The 15,322-nt window shown below is 60.4% G+C and carries 12 protein-coding genes and 1 pseudogene; 7 read left to right on the top strand and 6 right to left on the bottom strand.

All coding sequences use genetic code 11. From position 1 onward, the window contains the following. The first annotated feature begins 11 nt into the window (after positions 1 to 11). The 4 genes from dmul_RS01375 (at position 12) to dmul_RS01360 (ending at position 5,183) form a co-directional block, all read left to right on the top strand. The gene (locus dmul_RS01375; RefSeq protein WP_020876776.1) at positions 12 to 1,844 is read left to right on the top strand and encodes a hydrogenase iron-sulfur subunit; all 1,833 of its coding nucleotides are present in this window, start codon (positions 12 to 14) and stop codon (positions 1,842 to 1,844) included. A 325-nt stretch (positions 1,845 to 2,169) separates the two neighbouring features. After that, positions 2,170 to 2,724 (top strand): hemerythrin domain-containing protein, encoded by a 555-nt coding sequence (locus tag dmul_RS01370; RefSeq protein WP_020876777.1) that lies wholly within the window; start codon positions 2,170 to 2,172, stop codon positions 2,722 to 2,724. A gap of 54 nt (positions 2,725 to 2,778) precedes the next feature. Continuing rightward, entirely contained in the window at positions 2,779 to 4,404 is a 1,626-nt protein-coding gene (locus dmul_RS01365; RefSeq protein ID WP_020876778.1) for a protein kinase domain-containing protein, read from the top strand. Further along, complete coding sequence (locus dmul_RS01360; protein ID WP_020876779.1) at positions 4,401 to 5,183, top strand: PP2C family protein-serine/threonine phosphatase; 783 nt, start codon at positions 4,401 to 4,403, stop codon at positions 5,181 to 5,183. Before dmul_RS01365 ends, dmul_RS01360 begins: the two co-directional genes overlap by 4 nt. Before the next feature lie 245 nt (positions 5,184 to 5,428). Here dmul_RS01360 and dmul_RS01355 read toward each other — a convergent pair whose 3' ends face one another. The 4 genes and pseudogenes from dmul_RS01355 to murB form a co-directional block, all read right to left on the bottom strand. Continuing rightward, positions 5,429 to 5,623 carry a hypothetical protein gene (locus dmul_RS01355; protein ID WP_020876780.1) on the bottom strand — a complete coding sequence of 65 codons (195 nt, stop codon included), beginning with the start codon at positions 5,621 to 5,623 and terminating at the stop codon, positions 5,429 to 5,431. A 313-nt stretch (positions 5,624 to 5,936) separates the two neighbouring features. Then, on the bottom strand, positions 5,937 to 8,540 hold the full coding sequence (locus dmul_RS01350; RefSeq protein ID WP_020876781.1) for a molybdopterin-dependent oxidoreductase: 2,604 nt from the start codon (positions 8,538 to 8,540) through the stop codon (positions 5,937 to 5,939). A gap of 192 nt (positions 8,541 to 8,732) precedes the next feature. Further along, positions 8,733 to 9,113, bottom strand: coding sequence for a DUF2784 domain-containing protein (locus dmul_RS01345; RefSeq protein WP_020876782.1), 381 nt, complete (start codon positions 9,111 to 9,113; stop codon positions 8,733 to 8,735). 20 nt (positions 9,114 to 9,133) lie between these two features. Beyond that, positions 9,134 to 10,156, bottom strand: a pseudogene (gene murB / locus dmul_RS01340) (UDP-N-acetylmuramate dehydrogenase); the annotation flags it as partial. A 545-nt stretch (positions 10,157 to 10,701) separates the two neighbouring features. Between murB and dmul_RS01335 the strand changes: the two are divergent. From dmul_RS01335 to dmul_RS01330, 3 genes are read left to right on the top strand one after another with little or no spacing between them, the layout of a single operon-like run. Beyond that, complete coding sequence (locus tag dmul_RS01335; RefSeq protein WP_020876784.1) at positions 10,702 to 12,618, top strand: hybrid sensor histidine kinase/response regulator; 1,917 nt, start codon at positions 10,702 to 10,704, stop codon at positions 12,616 to 12,618. Then, on the top strand, positions 12,605 to 12,811 hold the full coding sequence (locus dmul_RS19975; RefSeq protein ID WP_078081165.1) for a response regulator: 207 nt from the start codon (positions 12,605 to 12,607) through the stop codon (positions 12,809 to 12,811). The genes dmul_RS01335 and dmul_RS19975 overlap by 14 nt, the downstream gene beginning before the upstream one ends. A gap of 9 nt (positions 12,812 to 12,820) precedes the next feature. Then, entirely contained in the window at positions 12,821 to 13,003 is a 183-nt protein-coding gene (locus tag dmul_RS01330) for a hypothetical protein (RefSeq protein WP_020876786.1), read from the top strand. A 100-nt stretch (positions 13,004 to 13,103) separates the two neighbouring features. On the opposite strand, the gene dmul_RS01325 is transcribed toward dmul_RS01330, so the two are convergent. Next, positions 13,104 to 13,613 (bottom strand): GNAT family N-acetyltransferase, encoded by a 510-nt coding sequence (locus dmul_RS01325; protein WP_020876787.1) that lies wholly within the window; start codon positions 13,611 to 13,613, stop codon positions 13,104 to 13,106. Positions 13,614 to 13,787: 174 nt separating this feature from the next. Beyond that, positions 13,788 to 15,245: an NAD-dependent succinate-semialdehyde dehydrogenase gene (locus dmul_RS01320; RefSeq protein ID WP_020876788.1), complete on the bottom strand. Its 1,458-nt coding sequence runs from the start codon at positions 15,243 to 15,245 to the stop codon at positions 13,788 to 13,790. Positions 15,246 to 15,322: the final 77 nt, after the last annotated feature.

Below are 15,322 nucleotides of genomic sequence, written 5' to 3'. Positions count from 1 at the left end.
TCGGCCCCAAGATGGCGGATGTCGGTCGACATCCCAGGATCACGCTTCACACCTTGAGTGAAGTGACCGAGGTCAAAGGCTACGTAGGAAATTTCGAGGTGAAGGTCCTCAAGAAGGCCCGGTATGTCGACGAAACGGCATGTACGGCCTGCGGCGACTGCGCCCGCGCATGCCCGGTGGTTTTCCCAGACGAGTTCAACGTGGGGCTCTCGTCCCGAAAGGCCGTCTACATCCCGTTTCCACAGGCGGTGCCGTCGGCCTATGCCGTCAACATGAACGAGTGCATGGGAAGGGGCTGCTCCAAATGCCTCGACGCCTGCGAGAAACGCTGCATCGATTTCCACATGTCCGACGAGGAGATCACCGAACGCGTCGGGTCCATTGTGGTGGCCACTGGGCTTTCACCCTACGATCCCCGGGAGATGGACGAGTATGGCTACACCCGATTTCCGAACGTGGTGACGAGCCTCGAGTTCGAACGGCTGGTGAACGCCGGCGGTCCCACCAGGGGGGAACTGGTCCGGCCGGGGGATCGGCAGCGGCCCGCCGCCGTCGGGTTCATCCAGTGCGTCGGCTCCCGCTCCAAGCGGAAAGGCGGGGAGTACTGCTCCAACATCTGCTGCATGAACACCGTCAAGAGCACCCTCGTCCTGAAGGAACACTATCCGGACATGGAGATCAAGGTCTTCTACATCGACATTCGGGCTTTCGGCAAAGGGTTCGAGGATCTCTACAATCGGAGTCGCCGCCTGGGGGTCCAGTATCTGCGGGGGCTCCCCGGGTCGGTGGAAGCACTGCCCGACGGTTCCCTGCGGGTGGCCGTCGAGAACACCGCCACCGGCGGGATCGAATTTCACGATCTGTCGATGCTCGTCCTGGCCCTGGGCATTCAGCCGGCACCGGGCACCGGGAAACTCCAGGAGATGCTGGGCCTCCAGCTCACCGCCGACGGCTTTTTCCTGGAGGCCCATCCCAAGCTCCAGCCGGTGGATGCGGCCACCCGGGGCGTCTTCTACGCCGGATGCGCCGAGGGTCCCAAGGACATCAAGGACAGCGTGACCCAGGGATCCGCCGCCGCGGCCCGAGCCATCCGCCTCATGCACAGGGGCCAGATCACCTCGGAGCCCATCACCTCCGAGATCATCACCGAGCAGTGCCGGGCCTGCGGGAAGTGCGCCGAGGTCTGCCCCTACAACGCCATCACCGTGGACGTCAAGCGGAAGATTCCCGCCGTCGTCAACGCGGCCGCCTGCGCCGGGTGCGGCACCTGCGCCGCCGAGTGCCGGTTTGGAGCCATCGTCATGAACCACTTCACCGACGCCCAGATCATCGCCCAGATCGACGCGCTCCTCGCTGAAAACGCGGCGGACAAGATCCTGACCTTCGCCTGCAACTGGTGCTCCTACGCCGGTGCCGACTATGCGGGGGTCTCGCGCCTCCAGTATCCCGCCAATGTCCGGCTCATCCGTACCATGTGCAGCGGCCGGGTCGATGAGTCCTTCATCTGGCATGCCTTTAAAAAAGGCGCCCCCGTGGTCCTGGTGAGCGGCTGCCACATTGGAGACTGTCACTACATCGACGCCAACCACTGGACGGTCAAGCGGGTGGAGAAGGTCCGGAAGAAAATGGAGAAGCTGGGCATCCGCACCGAACGCCTCCAACTGGAATGGATCAGCGCCGCCGAAGGCGTGCGCTTCGCCCGGGTGATGGCCGAGATGGAAAGGCTCCGGAAAGGGGTATCGCGGGAGGAGATCGCCGAGACGGCGGCGATCATCCGGAAGCGGAACCAGGAGCGGCGGTCAGGCGCTCCTTCTGGACCAGAAACGGCGACATCGCCGCGATAAGGACGATAAGGAATGGATCAGGGAGGCCCCTCGGGGTTCCTCCCTGTCCCGCTCCCCCAACATGCCGGCTTCCCCGCCCGCTCCCTCGCACGCCCCTGTTCGCCCGCCCCCGGAGCACCCCTTCAGCCTTCGGTCCGATTCCCTGATGCAACGCCGCAAGGTGTGAGTCGACCGCCCGGCAGCACCGGTTCCCGAAAATCGGACGCTGAATCTTGACTTGAATCAATTGCAGCGGAATATTGTGATGTTATCCTGAATCATACCCGATTGACGATGGGAATACCCGAACGCGGACAGAGAAGGGATCACTACCCGGGGGGAACAGATGAAATCCATCGATATCCTGGTTGCCGAACATGGATTGATTCGCCGGGGACTGGGCATCCTCGGCAAGGCCCGAAATAAACTGGAGAGGAATGAACGTCCGGAAAGGGCGTTTTTTGAAATAAGCATCGATTTTTCCAGAAATTTCGCGGACCGGTTTCATCATTTCAAGGAAGAGAACGTCATGTTCGGCATGCTGGCCATGAAGGAGGAATGCGATCTGGACGACGAAATGATCGCCCTCCGGTACCAGCATGAGCGAAACCGTCATTTTATCCGACAGATCGAAGCGGTTCTCGATCTCTATGCCGACGGCGACCCCATCGCTGCGACGACGCTGCTCGAAAATCTGGCCGCGTACATCTCTCTGCTCAGGCGTCATATCCACAGGGAAGACCATCTCTTTTTCAAAATGGCGGAGAAGGTCCTGTCGAAACGTGAGGATGCCGTGCTTCTGGAGCATTTCAAGCATGAAGAGGAGCGGATGGGGGGAAGCGCTTTTTTTGAAAAAAACCGGGATCTGGTATACCGGATGAACGCCATGATGGCGGAATAGACCGCTCTTTCAGGGTGCCCCCCTGAAGACCGGACCGGGTGGGAAGGAATGTTCGTGGGCCTGAAAAAACTGAATTGCTGGGAAGTCATGCAATGCGGAAAAGAGCCGGGCGGCAGAAACGCCGATACCCTCGGCGTGTGCAAGGCCGCGACAGACGTCTCTTTTGACGGCATCAACGGGGGAAAATGCGCCGGCCGGTTCTGCTGGGCCGTAGCCGGAACGCTCTGTGGGGAAAACAGACAGGGTTCTTTTGCGGAAAAACGCGACTCATGCCTCAATTGCCGCTTTTACCAACGGGTCCTGGCAGAGGAGAGTGTCGCCAATCTGCGCAACAAATTCCTGCGGTTCATCCTTCCGGGCGGACAACGTCCGCTGATTCCTGAAATGACCTTTCGGCACATTCCAAAAGGGGAACGATTCATCACCCAGGGCGACGTCGGCGATCAGGCCTTCGTCATCCAGCGGGGCTCATGCATCGTCGTGGTCGAGAAAACGGGCGAACTGCACCCCATCGATCACCGGGGGGAGGGCGACATCGTCGGAATGATGTCCCTGCTGACAGGCGAACGCCGGCATGCCCACGTCGAGGCTGAAACCGACATGGATGTGCGGGTGATCGACCAAAAGAATTTCGATGCGATCTCAAGCCATGACCCCGACATGATGATGTTTCTGACGGAACTGGTAGCCGACCGATTCGATTCCCGGAGGCCAACGGCCGACCGCACGATCGGGAAGTATATCGCCGCCGATATCATCGGCCGGGGCGGCTACGGCATCGTCTACAAAGGGAAACACGCCGCACTGAACATGCCGGTGGTCATCAAGATGATGCGGCACCATCTTGCCATGGATGAGGCTTTCAGTGCGATCTTTCACAACGAGGCCCAGATCATCGCGGGACTGAAGCATGAAAATATCGTTCGGGTATATGACATCGAGGAGCGGTATCGGACCCTCTTTATCATCATGGAATACCTGGAAGGCGAGTCCCTGAAGCACTTCCTGGAACGACACCGGGCCCTGCCGCCGGCGATTGCAACGAATTTTCTCATGCAGATCTGCTCCGGCCTGGACTACGCGCATCAGAAGGGGATTATTCACCGGGACATCAACACGTCCAATGTCATCATCCAGCCCAATGACCGGATCAAGATTCTGGACTTCGGACTCGCCTGCCCCATCGGCACCGAAGATTTCAGCTCTGCCGGCACGCTCCTTTACATGGCGCCGGAACAGATCGAAAGCCATGCACTTGACCAGCGCACCGATATCTATGCACTGGGGATCACGGCATATGAAATGGTGACCGGCATACGGCCCTTTCCGGAAGACGACCTCCGGGAGTTGAAAAACATGCGTCTGAACCGGGAAATCCCCGACCCCGCGGAACGGGTGCCGGATCTTCCCGGACCGCTCCGTGAATTCATCATCAAGGCCTGCCGCCGGGATCCGGAACAGCGGTATCGAACCGCGGCGGAAGCGATAGCCGCGCTGTCCCCGTCGGCGGAGGCCGCCGTCCGAAACCGACCGGCGGTCCGACCTGAAAACGCAGACAGCATCCGCCTCACCATGAACTATCACCCCCGAAACAGGTCCGACCTCAACGACCTGTTGAAGGAATTCCAGGAAAAAGCCCGAGGATTGGGTATTCAACTGAAAGTCGAGCGCCGGGAATGAGAACAGAGAATGCGACATCGAAACGGTTTCAATCCGAAGAGATCGTGCCGGCATCATCCGTCCGTCGCGTGGTGGCCTTTACCCATATCGGCAATGTCAGAACCCAAAACGAAGACCGGTACCTGATCCATGAGATCGATGACGATTCATGTCTCCTGGCGGTCGCCGACGGTCTGGGGGGAGAGACCGCCGGCGATGTCGCCGCGGAAACAGCGATCTCCGCGTTGAAGCAGATCCGGCCTCCTGCGGAAAACCCGCGGGAACAGCTCGTCACGGCCGTATCCGCGGCCAATAAGGCCATCATGAGGCGGGTCCTGGACAACATGGCGCTGGTGGGAATGGGAACCACGGTCACCGCCGTTCTCGTCAACAAGAGGGAAGCCCACTGGGTCCATGTAGGGGACAGCCGCCTGTATGTCCTGCGCAACGGCGACCTGACGCAGATAACCCGGGACCACACCCTGGTTCAATTTCTCCTGGATGAAGGCGAGATCACGCCGGAGGAGGCCTTGTCTCATCATTCGAAGCACGTCCTCGAACAATGCGTGGGCTGCCGGTACTGTATCCCCGAATCCGGACAATTAACGCTGCGGAACGGGGATGTCCTGGTGTTGACAACCGACGGGCTGCACGACCACATCGATCCTGAAGCCCTCAAATCCATTCTGGCTTCCCGAGATCCCCTGAGGACCCAGGCGAAAAACCTGATTGAACACACACTCTCCGCCGGGGGAAAGGACAATATCACCATCGTACTCGCAACAATTCATGAGGATTAACGATGCCTGTGTACCCTATTTAAAGATGAAAAGCGTAACATGAAATCTTTTTGGCGGCGGAAGGCAGAACATCCCAATGACGGCATGACAACATGCCGGCCTGAAGCCGAATTTTTGCGGTGAGTCGGTAATGAAGGCGGGCCCCGACGGGTATGTGTATAGCGCCGCGAGGCGGCCTGAAGCGGCCGCCTCGCGAGGTAAACCATTGTGGATCCGACAGGTCGGCCGCAGCCGACCCCGATATATCAGATGCGTCCCCCCAGTCCTCCCGGCGGGTCGTTGCGTTTGAATGTCCAGGACGGACTGCTTTCACAAGGAGAATCGTATTCCTTGTCCGACGCGTTAATATAGGCCTGACGTTCGCTTTCTCCTTCAAAAACACGATCGCGGCATTCGCCTTCGCATTTGCCGCTGGTATCTCTCGATGGCATTCTTTCCATGATTTCCTCCTCTCTATCCAGCTTGTGAACATCGTCTCGCCGCTGCCCGAAGGTGGAAAATCCGGTGTCCCACGGCGACGCAAGCCGTATTTTCGAGACCGCGTATTCACGGTCGTCGTTGAGAGCTTCCGATGTTATGAATGGCAAGGCCGCCGGTCATCTCAGAGGACTGATCGAACAGGACTACTCTTGGTGAACTGAATGAACCCGAGAGCGTGGACAGATATCGACAGCCAGCTGTATACAACCGGCCGTTGCCTCTCTTATAGTGAAAACAGTAATCGTCCAATCGGGTCTTGTCAAGGATCCGGCCTCACGCAGGGGCCTCGAACCACGGCCGCCGCCCTTTAGACGGCATCAGGTCCCCCAGGGGCAGAATCCGGACCCGCCGGCCCGTTGCGGCAAAAAGGGCGTTGGCCACCGCCGGCGCAATGGGCGGGACCCCGGGCTCTCCGACTCCCGTCGGGGGTGCCTGGGACGGAACGATATGCACCTCCACCACGGGCATCCGGTCAAACCGGAGAATCCGGTAGGTGTCGAAGTTGGACTGGCGGACCCGTCCGCCATCGAGCGTGACGGCCTCTTCCCATGCCGCCGACAGCCCGAACCCGATGCCGCCCTCCATCTGGGCCCGGATGATATCCGGGTTGACGGCCGTGCCGCAGTCCACGACGCAAACGACCCGATCAACGTGAAAATCCCCGTTCCCGGCGACAGAAACCTCGGCGACGTGAGCCACGACAGTGCCGAAGGAGCGATGGAGGGCGATGCCCCGCCCCTTCCCCGGTGGGAGGGGAGAGCCCCAGCCGGCCTTTCGGGCTGCCAGATCCAGAACGGCGAGACGGCGTTCCTGACCGGAAAGAAGCGACCGGCGGAACGCCACGGGATCCTGTCCGGCCGCCGCCGCCAGCTCGTCGATGAAGACCTCCACGGCAAAGGCGGTGTGGCTGTGACCCACCGATCGCCACCAGAGGACCGGCACGCCGACCGCCGGAGAGTGCAGTTCCACGGCCAGATTGGGAACGGCATAGGCCATGTCCACAATGCCTTCGACCGACGCCGCGTCGATGCCGTCGGTCGTCATGGCGTCCTCAAAGGGGGTTCCCGTCGCAATGGACTGTCCGACGAGGCGGTGATGCCAGGCCACCGGATGCCCCTCGCCGTCGAGGCCCGCCCGCACCCGGTGAACGAACATCGGCCGATAATAGCCTCCCCGAAGATCGTCCTCCCGGGTCCAGACAAGCTGAACCGGTGACCGGCCCTCCAGAGCCTTGGCCACCTCGACGGCGTCCACAATGTAGTCCGACGCGGGATTGGCCCGACGACCGAAGCTGCCGCCGGAAAAGACGGTGTGGATCCTGACCTGCCGGGGCTCCAGGCCGGCGGCTGCGGCGGCGTTGGCCTGGTCCACCGTCTGGAATTGGTCCCCGGCCCATATCTCGCAGTCGTTTTCGGAGAGCCGCACCACGCAGTTCAAGGGCTCCATGGGCGCGTGGGCGAGGTAGGGAAATGCAAATATCGCCTCCAGGGTCTGTGCGGCACCGGCCAAGGCGCCCTCGACATCCCCCTCCTTCCGAGCCGTCTTTCCGGGGGTTTCGAGAAGCGCCAGGTATTCCGCGGCCAGTTCGGAAGTGCCCCGCGTCTCTCCCCTGCTTTCGTCCCATACGATCTCCAATGCATCGCGTCCCTCGAGGGCGGCCCAGGTGTTTTCAGCGACCACCGCCACCCCCGAAGAAATCCTGACAACGCCGGTCACGCCGGGCACGGCCAGGGCCTTCCGGGCGTCAACGGACGACACCCGCCCCCCGAAGACCGGTGAGCGGGCCACCACCGCCCTCAGCATTCCCGGCAGCCGGATGTCCATGGCGAAACGGGCCGACCCCTGGACCTTGGAGACGATATCAAGGCGCACATCCTGCCGACCGATCAACGTGAAGGCGTCAGGATCCTTGAGCCGGACCTCGACAGGGGGCTTCATGCCGGCGGCCCTGCGGACCAGGGCACCAAAGGTTGCCTGACGTCCGCTTTTCGGATGGGATACAATACCCTTCTTCACCTCGATCTCTTCCGCCGGAACCCGCCATACGGCGGCCGCAGCCGCGACGAACATCGCCCTGGCCGAGGCTCCCGCCCGGCGATACTGTTCATAGGAATTGGCGATGCTGGTGCTGCCGCCGGTGGCCTGAACAGGTCCGAAAAGCAGATTGTTGTAGACCGATTCGTCGGCAGGGGCGGACTCGACCCTCACCTGCCGCCAGTCGGCATCCAACTCTTCCGCCAGCAGGGTTGCCAGCCCGGTGTAGATGCCCTGGCCGGTCTCCAGATGCTTGGCGACGATCGTCACCCGGCCCGACGTACTGATGCGGACAAAGGGGTTGAAGACGAAGGATTCCCCCTCGATATCGCCGTCCGTGGGGTTCTTCTTCAGGATGGGGAGCGCGGGACGGTGATCCGGGGGGCTTTCCGGAACGGACGCCCGGGCAGCGAGCCTGATCGCCGATCGGATGCGCGGATAGGTGGCGCATCGGCACAGGTTTTTTCTCATGGTCTTCGCGATGGCCCCGTCATTCGGACTGGGCGTCCGGCGCAGCAGGGATACGGCCTGGAGAATCTGACCCGGCTGGCACCAGCCGCACTGGGGCACCTGGGCCTCGACCCAGGCTTGCTTGACCGGATGGTCCCAGGGGATGCCCTCGATGGTGACAATCTCTTTTCCCGCTGCCGCCTCGGCCTTGACGGTGCAGGACGGTCGGATCTCTCCGGCCAGAAGAACGGCGCACCCCCAGCAGTGACCTTTGCCGCATCCGAATTTCGTTCCGGTCAATCCCAGGACATCCCTCAAAACCCAGAGAAGCGGCATATCCGGGGCTACGTCCACCGTAAATCTCCCTCCGTTCACCAGGAAAGTCGTATTCATCGCTGATTCTCCTCACATCTGAAAAGGGCTTTTCGGGGTAAAGGGGATCACCGCTCGTCGAATTGGCGCGGGTCTTCCTCGCATATAGCGGTCGGGCGGGAATGCTGGAAAAGACGGCATCAGGGCAGGATTGCGCCCCCGTCGAAAACTCCGGACCTACGGAATAAAATTTAACAATGCCAAAGACGCTTGTCAAATCCGGGACCGCCGTCGTCTCAGGCGACGGCGAAGCAGAATCTCGTAAATGAGAACATTGACGGACACGACGCCGATCCCGATGATGAACTGGTGCCCTCGGGTGAGACCCTCGGGGTAAATGATCGGCGTGAGGTAGGTTTCGATGAAGCCGCCCGGGTATCCGACCTCGCCGCCCATGGATCTCAGGCGGTTTTCAAGGGGCGTCAGGGGGCAGATCCACCCAAGGAACTCGATCAGTGCGCCCCACCCGACCGCCGGGAGATGCAACCACATCAGTCGGGGCCATCTCAGGACCAGGATACCGCCGGCGACAACGAAAAGGATAAAGGCGAAATGCAGGACGACGACGGCGTCGGCAAGAAGGCTCGCGATCATTCCCTCCCCTCGCGGCATCGTCACGCGACGACGACGACCTCCCGCTCCAGGCTGATGCCGAATCGCTCCGCCACCGACGCCCGGATGCCCTCGGAAAGGTCGTATATCTCCCGGCCGCCGGCCCCCCCGGAATTGACCAGTACAAGAGCGTGATCACCATGGACCGCGGCGTTGCCGAAGGTCCGTCCCCGCCAGCCGCACTGCTCGATCAGCCATCCGGCGGGCAGCTTGAAGGCACCGTCGCTCTGGGAATAGAACGGCATGTCGGGAAAGCGGTCCCGCATTTCTTCGATCACCGTGCCTGAAACCACCGGGTTCTTGAAGAAACTGCCGGCATTGGGGATGACGGCGGGGTCCGGCAGTTTGCGCTTCCGGATGTCGATGACGGCCTGACGGATATTGGCCGGGGTGACGTCCCCCATGCACGCCGCCGCCTCCCGAAGGCCGGGATAGTGAAGCACGCAGTCCGGACGCCGGCTGAGCCGAAACACCACCGCGGTGATGATGAATCGGTCGTGCCATTCGCCTTTGAAACGGCTGAAGCGATATCCGAAGTCGCAGTCGTTGGGGGAAAAGGTCACCTGCTGCCGGTCGTCCAGGGAGACGGCTTCGACGGCCGCCACCGCATCCCCGGCCTCGATCCCGTAGGCCCCGATGTTCTGGATCACGCTGGCGCCCACATGGCCCGGGATGCCGGACAGGTTTTCGAGCCCCCCCCATCCGTGCCCCACCACGAAGGCCACCAGATCATCCCAGGTTTCGCCGGCAGCGGCCGAAACCAGAACATCGTCCGCGTCTTCCCCCACCACGGAGATGCCTTTCATGGCCGGATGAAGAATCAGACCCTCAAAATTATTCAGGAACAGGAGGTTGCTGCCGCCGCCCAGCACCAGACGCCGCCGGCCCTTCAACAGGCCGTCTGCAAGGAACCCCAGGATTTCGTCCACGGCGTCGAAGCGGATATAGGCCTCCGCCGAGGCTTCGACCTGAAACGTCGTAAAGGGTTTGAGCGAAATGTTTCTTTGAATTTCCATGATAGTGGATTCACGATGCTCGGCGGTTTCAGCCGTCGGGTCTTAATTCCTTTTTGTCGGCATTCCAAACACCGGTCGAGAGTTTGGAGGGAATATTGTGTGCCATGGGAGCATGTCCGACAGGAACGAAAACATCATGACACTCTTTAAAAAAGATTTTTCCCTCATGACCGAAGCGCCTTTCTTTTTTGGAATATCTGGTGCATAACGCAGGGTATCCGAAGCGACCGGCAACAAGTGAAACCCGAGACGCGTGTTCCGGTGACGCGGCCGATGCTGAACAGCTGTCATATTAAGTGGGGGGAACGAGGATTGCAAGAATAAATATGACCCCGACTTCCGGCTTCCGTCATGCTGACCGGAAAGCAGTACCGGCAGGGCAGCCGAGCCGCTTCAGCGGGGCCTCAACTTTCGGCTTTCGTGACGGCAACCGGTTTGAGACTGAAGACTGAAAGACGCGTACAATGGCTTACCCCGATCGTCTTCCGCAAATCTTTTTTGGACAAAAGTGATCGCCGGCAGACAATTGAAACACCCCACCCGGGATTGAAAACATGCTGCAACCTGTTAAAAAAGGGGAAGATTACCTGCTGCCGGAACTGGCCGAGCATGTTTCCAGGCAGTTCCCGGCAGCCCTTTACACCAGCTTTCTGCTCTCCGCATTGATGGTCCTGGTGCTCTGGGACCTCTTTCCCGCACGAATCCTGCTTTCCTGGCTGACGACAGTGTATACCGTTTCCCTGCTGCGGCTCATGCTGTACCACCGGCACCGACGCCGTCCGGAGCGTCGGCTCTCCCCCGAACAATGGCTGCGCCGCTACGCCTCCGGTGCGATACTTTCCGGCGTTGTCTGGGGGGCCGCACCGCTTCTTTTTTACTCCGGCAAATCGCCGCAGACGAATGTCTTCATCGCGTTCGTCCTTGGCGGCCTGATTGCCGGAGCATCCAGTTCGATGGCCCCGTTGAAGGCAACCTTCCGAATATTTATCTCTCTGATTTGTCTCCCATTATCAACCCTGTTCATTATCCGCGGCGACAGTCTGCATCTGGCCATGGGGTCGATGCTGCTCATTTATGGTGCGGCATACCTTGTAATTTCCGCCAACACGGCGCGAATGATCCTTGAGTCTCTGACGCTGCGGAATGAGAATATCCTCGAAATCGAAGAGCACAGAAAAGCCGAAACACAACTCCGGTTGACCCAGAAGGATCTTGAAAAGACCGTGGCCAGGCGAACCGCTGAGCTGAGGACCGCCAATGAAGAACTGTCACGGGAAATTGACGAACGGTTGCAGGCCGAATCGCGATTGCGCATCAGCGAGGAGCGCTACCGCAACCTGGTCGAGTCCTCGAGTGACTGGATATGGGAAATGGACCGGGATGGCAGATACACCTACTCGAGTCCCAGCGTGCTATCCATTTTGGGGTATGCCCATCAGGAAGTGTTGGGGTGCAGGTTCTATAGCTTCATGCCGCCGGAGGATGCGAAACGAGCGAAAGACATCTTCAACGCAAACAAGTCCGGTGGGAAGCCCTTCGAACGGCTGATCAGCGCCTATCTCAACAAGGATGGGGCGGAGCGTATCATAGAGACCAACGGTGAACCGGTCTTTGATGATGCGGATACGCTCGTCGGGTACCGCGGCATAAATCGCGACATCACCCTCCGGGTCAAGCATGAAGAAGAAAAACGAAAAGTTGAGCACATGAAGTCGCTGGGCTTGCTGGCCGGCGGGATCGCCCATGACTTCAACAATCTGCTGATGACGGTCTTTGGCAACATCGAACTGGCCAGGATGGAGATCAAAGCCGATTCGAATGCCGAGCGGCGGCTGGCGAACTCGCTGACGGCAATGGAACAGGCCCGGAAACTGACCGGTCAACTGCTGACCTTTTCCAGGGGCGGCAGCCCGATTCTGGAAGCCACATCGATTCGCAATCTGATATTGGACTCGTGCCGCTTCGCGCTGAGCGGCACGGCCGTCAGATGCGAATACGACGTTCCCGAAGACCTTTGGATGGCAGACGTGGACTCGAATCAGATCTGGCAGGTACTCAACAACATTCTCACCAATGCCCGGGAGGCCATGCCGGACGGCGGTACGCTGTGGATAAGTGCGGAGAATGTCACGTTGACTGAGATGGACACCACAGCACCGGTACTGGGGAACTTTGTCAAGGTCTCGGTCCGGGACCAGGGCGTCGGCGTCTCGAAAAAGGATATACCCCGCGTGTTCGATCCGTACTTTTCCACCAAGATCCGCGGTGCCCAACAAGGAACCGGTATTGGACTGGCCGTATGCCATTCGATAATCGAAAAGCATGGGGGAAGCATCCTGTTCGAATCCGAGCCCGGTATAGGAACCACGGTAAGCTTTTTCCTGCACGCGCTGAGCGCGGGGCCCAACGACGCACCGCCCGGGGGATCAACCGGAAATGGGAACCCGGAAGATCAGTGTGCTGCTGCTTGAGGATGATGGTGCGTTAATCAAGACCGGAACTCGGATGCTCGAACACCTGGGGCATGACGTCACCGCTGTGAAGGACGGCGCCGAAGTCCTCGATCGCTATTCCCGCTCGCTGCGAACCCCCAGTTCGTTCGATCTCGTGATTCTCGATTTGACCGTTCGTGGGGGAATGGGAGGACGAGAAACCCTGAAGTGACTCAAAAATATGGACCCGGACGTTATTGCGGTGGTGACCAGCGGATACGCCGAAGACCCCGTGATTGCCGAATTTGGAAAACACGGTTTCCAGGCGGCATTGATCAAGCCGTTCAACCTCAAGACACTCGAACACATGATTGCCCGGTTGATGCCAAAGATAGGCGAAAATCGACACTGTCGCGACATATGAGACGGCCCGCTGCCGGAGGACGCCGCCGCGATACGCTCCTGCATGCCGGCCATCCCGCATTGATCCGGACCGCTATTCAGAAAAGTTCGGACCGGGGCGGTCATACGCGGCGACAGGTCAATTCGCAGTATTGCTCGTTGACCTCGGTGCCCCATTGAACGCCCCGATGCTGTCGGACCACTCTGAAACCGACATCTTCGTACAGGTGTTTTGCGGCATCGAGCCCCTCGAAGGTCCAGAGGTATGCCTTTGGATATCGCCTGCGTCGACAGAAATCGACCGCCCGGTTGATCAGCTGCCGGCCGACGCCCCTTCCTCTCAATGGATCGGACAGGATAAACCAGCGCAGGTGGGCCCCCTCACTCGAAGCGTGGATGCCGTCGATGACGATCGAGCCCTCCACGCGGCCGTCGACAACGGCGAGCCATATGCCGTCACGGGCTGCATCGTATCGGCTGAGAAAGGCGGAGATTTCCGTGGCGACCTTGGCTTCGAAAAAAAGGCCGAACCCCCAGTTCGCGTGGTAGTAAACACCGTGAAGTTCGGATATCCGGCCGATGGCGCCGGGCACGTATCCGTTCTCTATCGAATAATCGAGTTCATTGTTCATCACTGTTGTCCTGCCTGTGGGCGCTCATCCGCCGCATCAATCCTCTCCCAAGACAGCTGCAACCGGGCCGCCCGGAGCAAGCTTCAGCGACACTTGAACGAAACCGTGCGGGGCGCGGGGCGTATTCTCCCGGCGCCGGCCCATCAAAGTCGGAAGTTGCGTAAAGATTCCGTACTAGCCGACATCTCCCATGCAGAGGTACTTGATCTCCACATACTCGTCAATACCGTAGTGTGATCCCTCCCGGCCGATGCCCGACTCCTTGATGCCGCCAAAGGGGGCCGCGGCGGTGGAGATAATGCCGGTATTGATGCCGACCATACCGTATTCGAGACTTTCGGCGACGCGCCAGACACGGCCCAGATCACGGCTGTAAAAATAGGCGGCCAGGCCGTAGGGGGTGTCGTTGGCAAGATCTACAGCCGCCGTCTCGGTCCTGAACCGAAAGACCGGCGCCACGGGACCGAAGGTTTCCTCCGCGGCAATCCGCATGGCGGGAACGGCGTTTCCTAAGATCGTCGGCTCGAAAAAGGTGCCTCCCAAAGCGTGACGTTTTCCGCCGAGAAGGAGTGTCGCGCCCTTGTCGAGGGCATCCCGGATGAGCCGCTCGGACTTTTCCACGGCCTTCATGTCGATAAGGGGACCCTGCTCGGCCCCCTCGGTGAAGCCGTCGGCAACCTTGAGGGATTTTACGGCAGCGGTGAATTTCCCGACAAAGGCGTCGTATACGGCATCCTGAACCAGGATCCGGTTGGCGCAGACGCAGGTCTGGCCGGAGTTGCGGTATTTGCAGCTGACGGCCCCTTCCACCGCCCGGTCCAGGTCGGCATCGTCAAAAACGATGAAGGGAGCGTTGCCGCCCAGCTCCAGGGAGATCTTTTTGACGGTCCCCGCGCAGGCGCGCATGAGCAGCTTGCCGGTTTCGGTGGAGCCGGTGAAGCTGAGTTTGCGCACCCGGGGGTCGTCGGTCAGGGCCTTGCCGATGACGGCGGAATCTCCGGTGACGACATTGAAAACCCCGGGGGGAATCCCGGCCTGGTCGGCCAGCTCGGCCAGGGCCAGAGCCGACAAGGGGGTCTGGCCCGCGGGCTTGACGACCATGGTGCAGCCGGCCGCCAGGGCCGGGGCGGCCTTGCGGGTGATCATGGCCGAGGGAAAGTTCCACGGGGTGATGGCGGCACACACCCCCACCGGTGCCTTGATCACCACGATCCGGGTGTCGGCTCGGTGGGCGGGAATCGTGTCGCCGTATATGCGCTTTCCCTCCTCCGCGAACCATTCCACAAAGGATGCGGCATAGGCGATCTCACCCCGGGATTCGCCCAGGGGTTTGCCCTGCTCGGCGGTCATGAGGGCTGCCAGGTCCTCCTGGTTCGCCATGATGAGGTCGTACCAGCGGCGCAGGACAGCCGCCCGGTCGCCGGCGGTTCTGCCCCGCCACCCGGACCATGCCGCCTGGGCCGCGCCAACGGCTGCCCGGACTTCTTCGGTCCCCATGTCGGGGACCTCGGCCAGGACGGCGCCGTCGGCCGGGTTGGTCACGGGAAAAGTCGCCTCGGCGGCGGCGCTTTGCCATTCGCCATTGATATAGCACTGCTGACGGAGCAACCGGGTTTCGGTGAGTTTAACCATGGCGTTTTCTCCTTTCGGTAAAAAAAAGCCGGGCTCCCCCGTCACTCTCTGGGAAAACCCGGCTCGTCATGTCAATT

This window comes from Desulfococcus multivorans (genome assembly GCF_001854245.1).
GTDB lineage: Bacteria > Desulfobacterota > Desulfobacteria > Desulfobacterales > Desulfococcaceae > Desulfococcus > Desulfococcus multivorans.
This window is presented reverse-complemented; position numbering and strand designations above follow the sequence as displayed.

What these genes read in the sequence shown, in the direction of transcription:
- dmul_RS01350 (WP_020876781.1), bottom strand. Translation starts at nt 8,540, where the DNA reads ATGAATACGACTTTCCTGGTGAACGGAGGGAGATTTACGGTGGACGTA.
- dmul_RS01320 (WP_020876788.1), bottom strand. Translation starts at nt 15,245, where the DNA reads ATGGTTAAACTCACCGAAACCCGGTTGCTCCGTCAGCAGTGCTATATC.
- dmul_RS01370 (WP_020876777.1), top strand. Translation starts at nt 2,170, where the DNA reads ATGAAATCCATCGATATCCTGGTTGCCGAACATGGATTGATTCGCCGG.
- dmul_RS01325 (WP_020876787.1), bottom strand. Translation starts at nt 13,613, where the DNA reads ATGAACAATGAACTCGATTATTCGATAGAGAACGGATACGTGCCCGGC.
- dmul_RS01375 (WP_020876776.1), top strand. Translation starts at nt 12, where the DNA reads ATGGCGGATGTCGGTCGACATCCCAGGATCACGCTTCACACCTTGAGT.
- dmul_RS01330 (WP_020876786.1), top strand. Translation starts at nt 12,821, where the DNA reads ATGGACCCGGACGTTATTGCGGTGGTGACCAGCGGATACGCCGAAGAC.
- dmul_RS01345 (WP_020876782.1), bottom strand. Translation starts at nt 9,113, where the DNA reads ATGATCGCGAGCCTTCTTGCCGACGCCGTCGTCGTCCTGCATTTCGCC.
- dmul_RS01335 (WP_020876784.1), top strand. Translation starts at nt 10,702, where the DNA reads ATGCTGCAACCTGTTAAAAAAGGGGAAGATTACCTGCTGCCGGAACTG.
- dmul_RS01355 (WP_020876780.1), bottom strand. Translation starts at nt 5,623, where the DNA reads ATGGAAAGAATGCCATCGAGAGATACCAGCGGCAAATGCGAAGGCGAA.
- dmul_RS01360 (WP_020876779.1), top strand. Translation starts at nt 4,401, where the DNA reads ATGAGAACAGAGAATGCGACATCGAAACGGTTTCAATCCGAAGAGATC.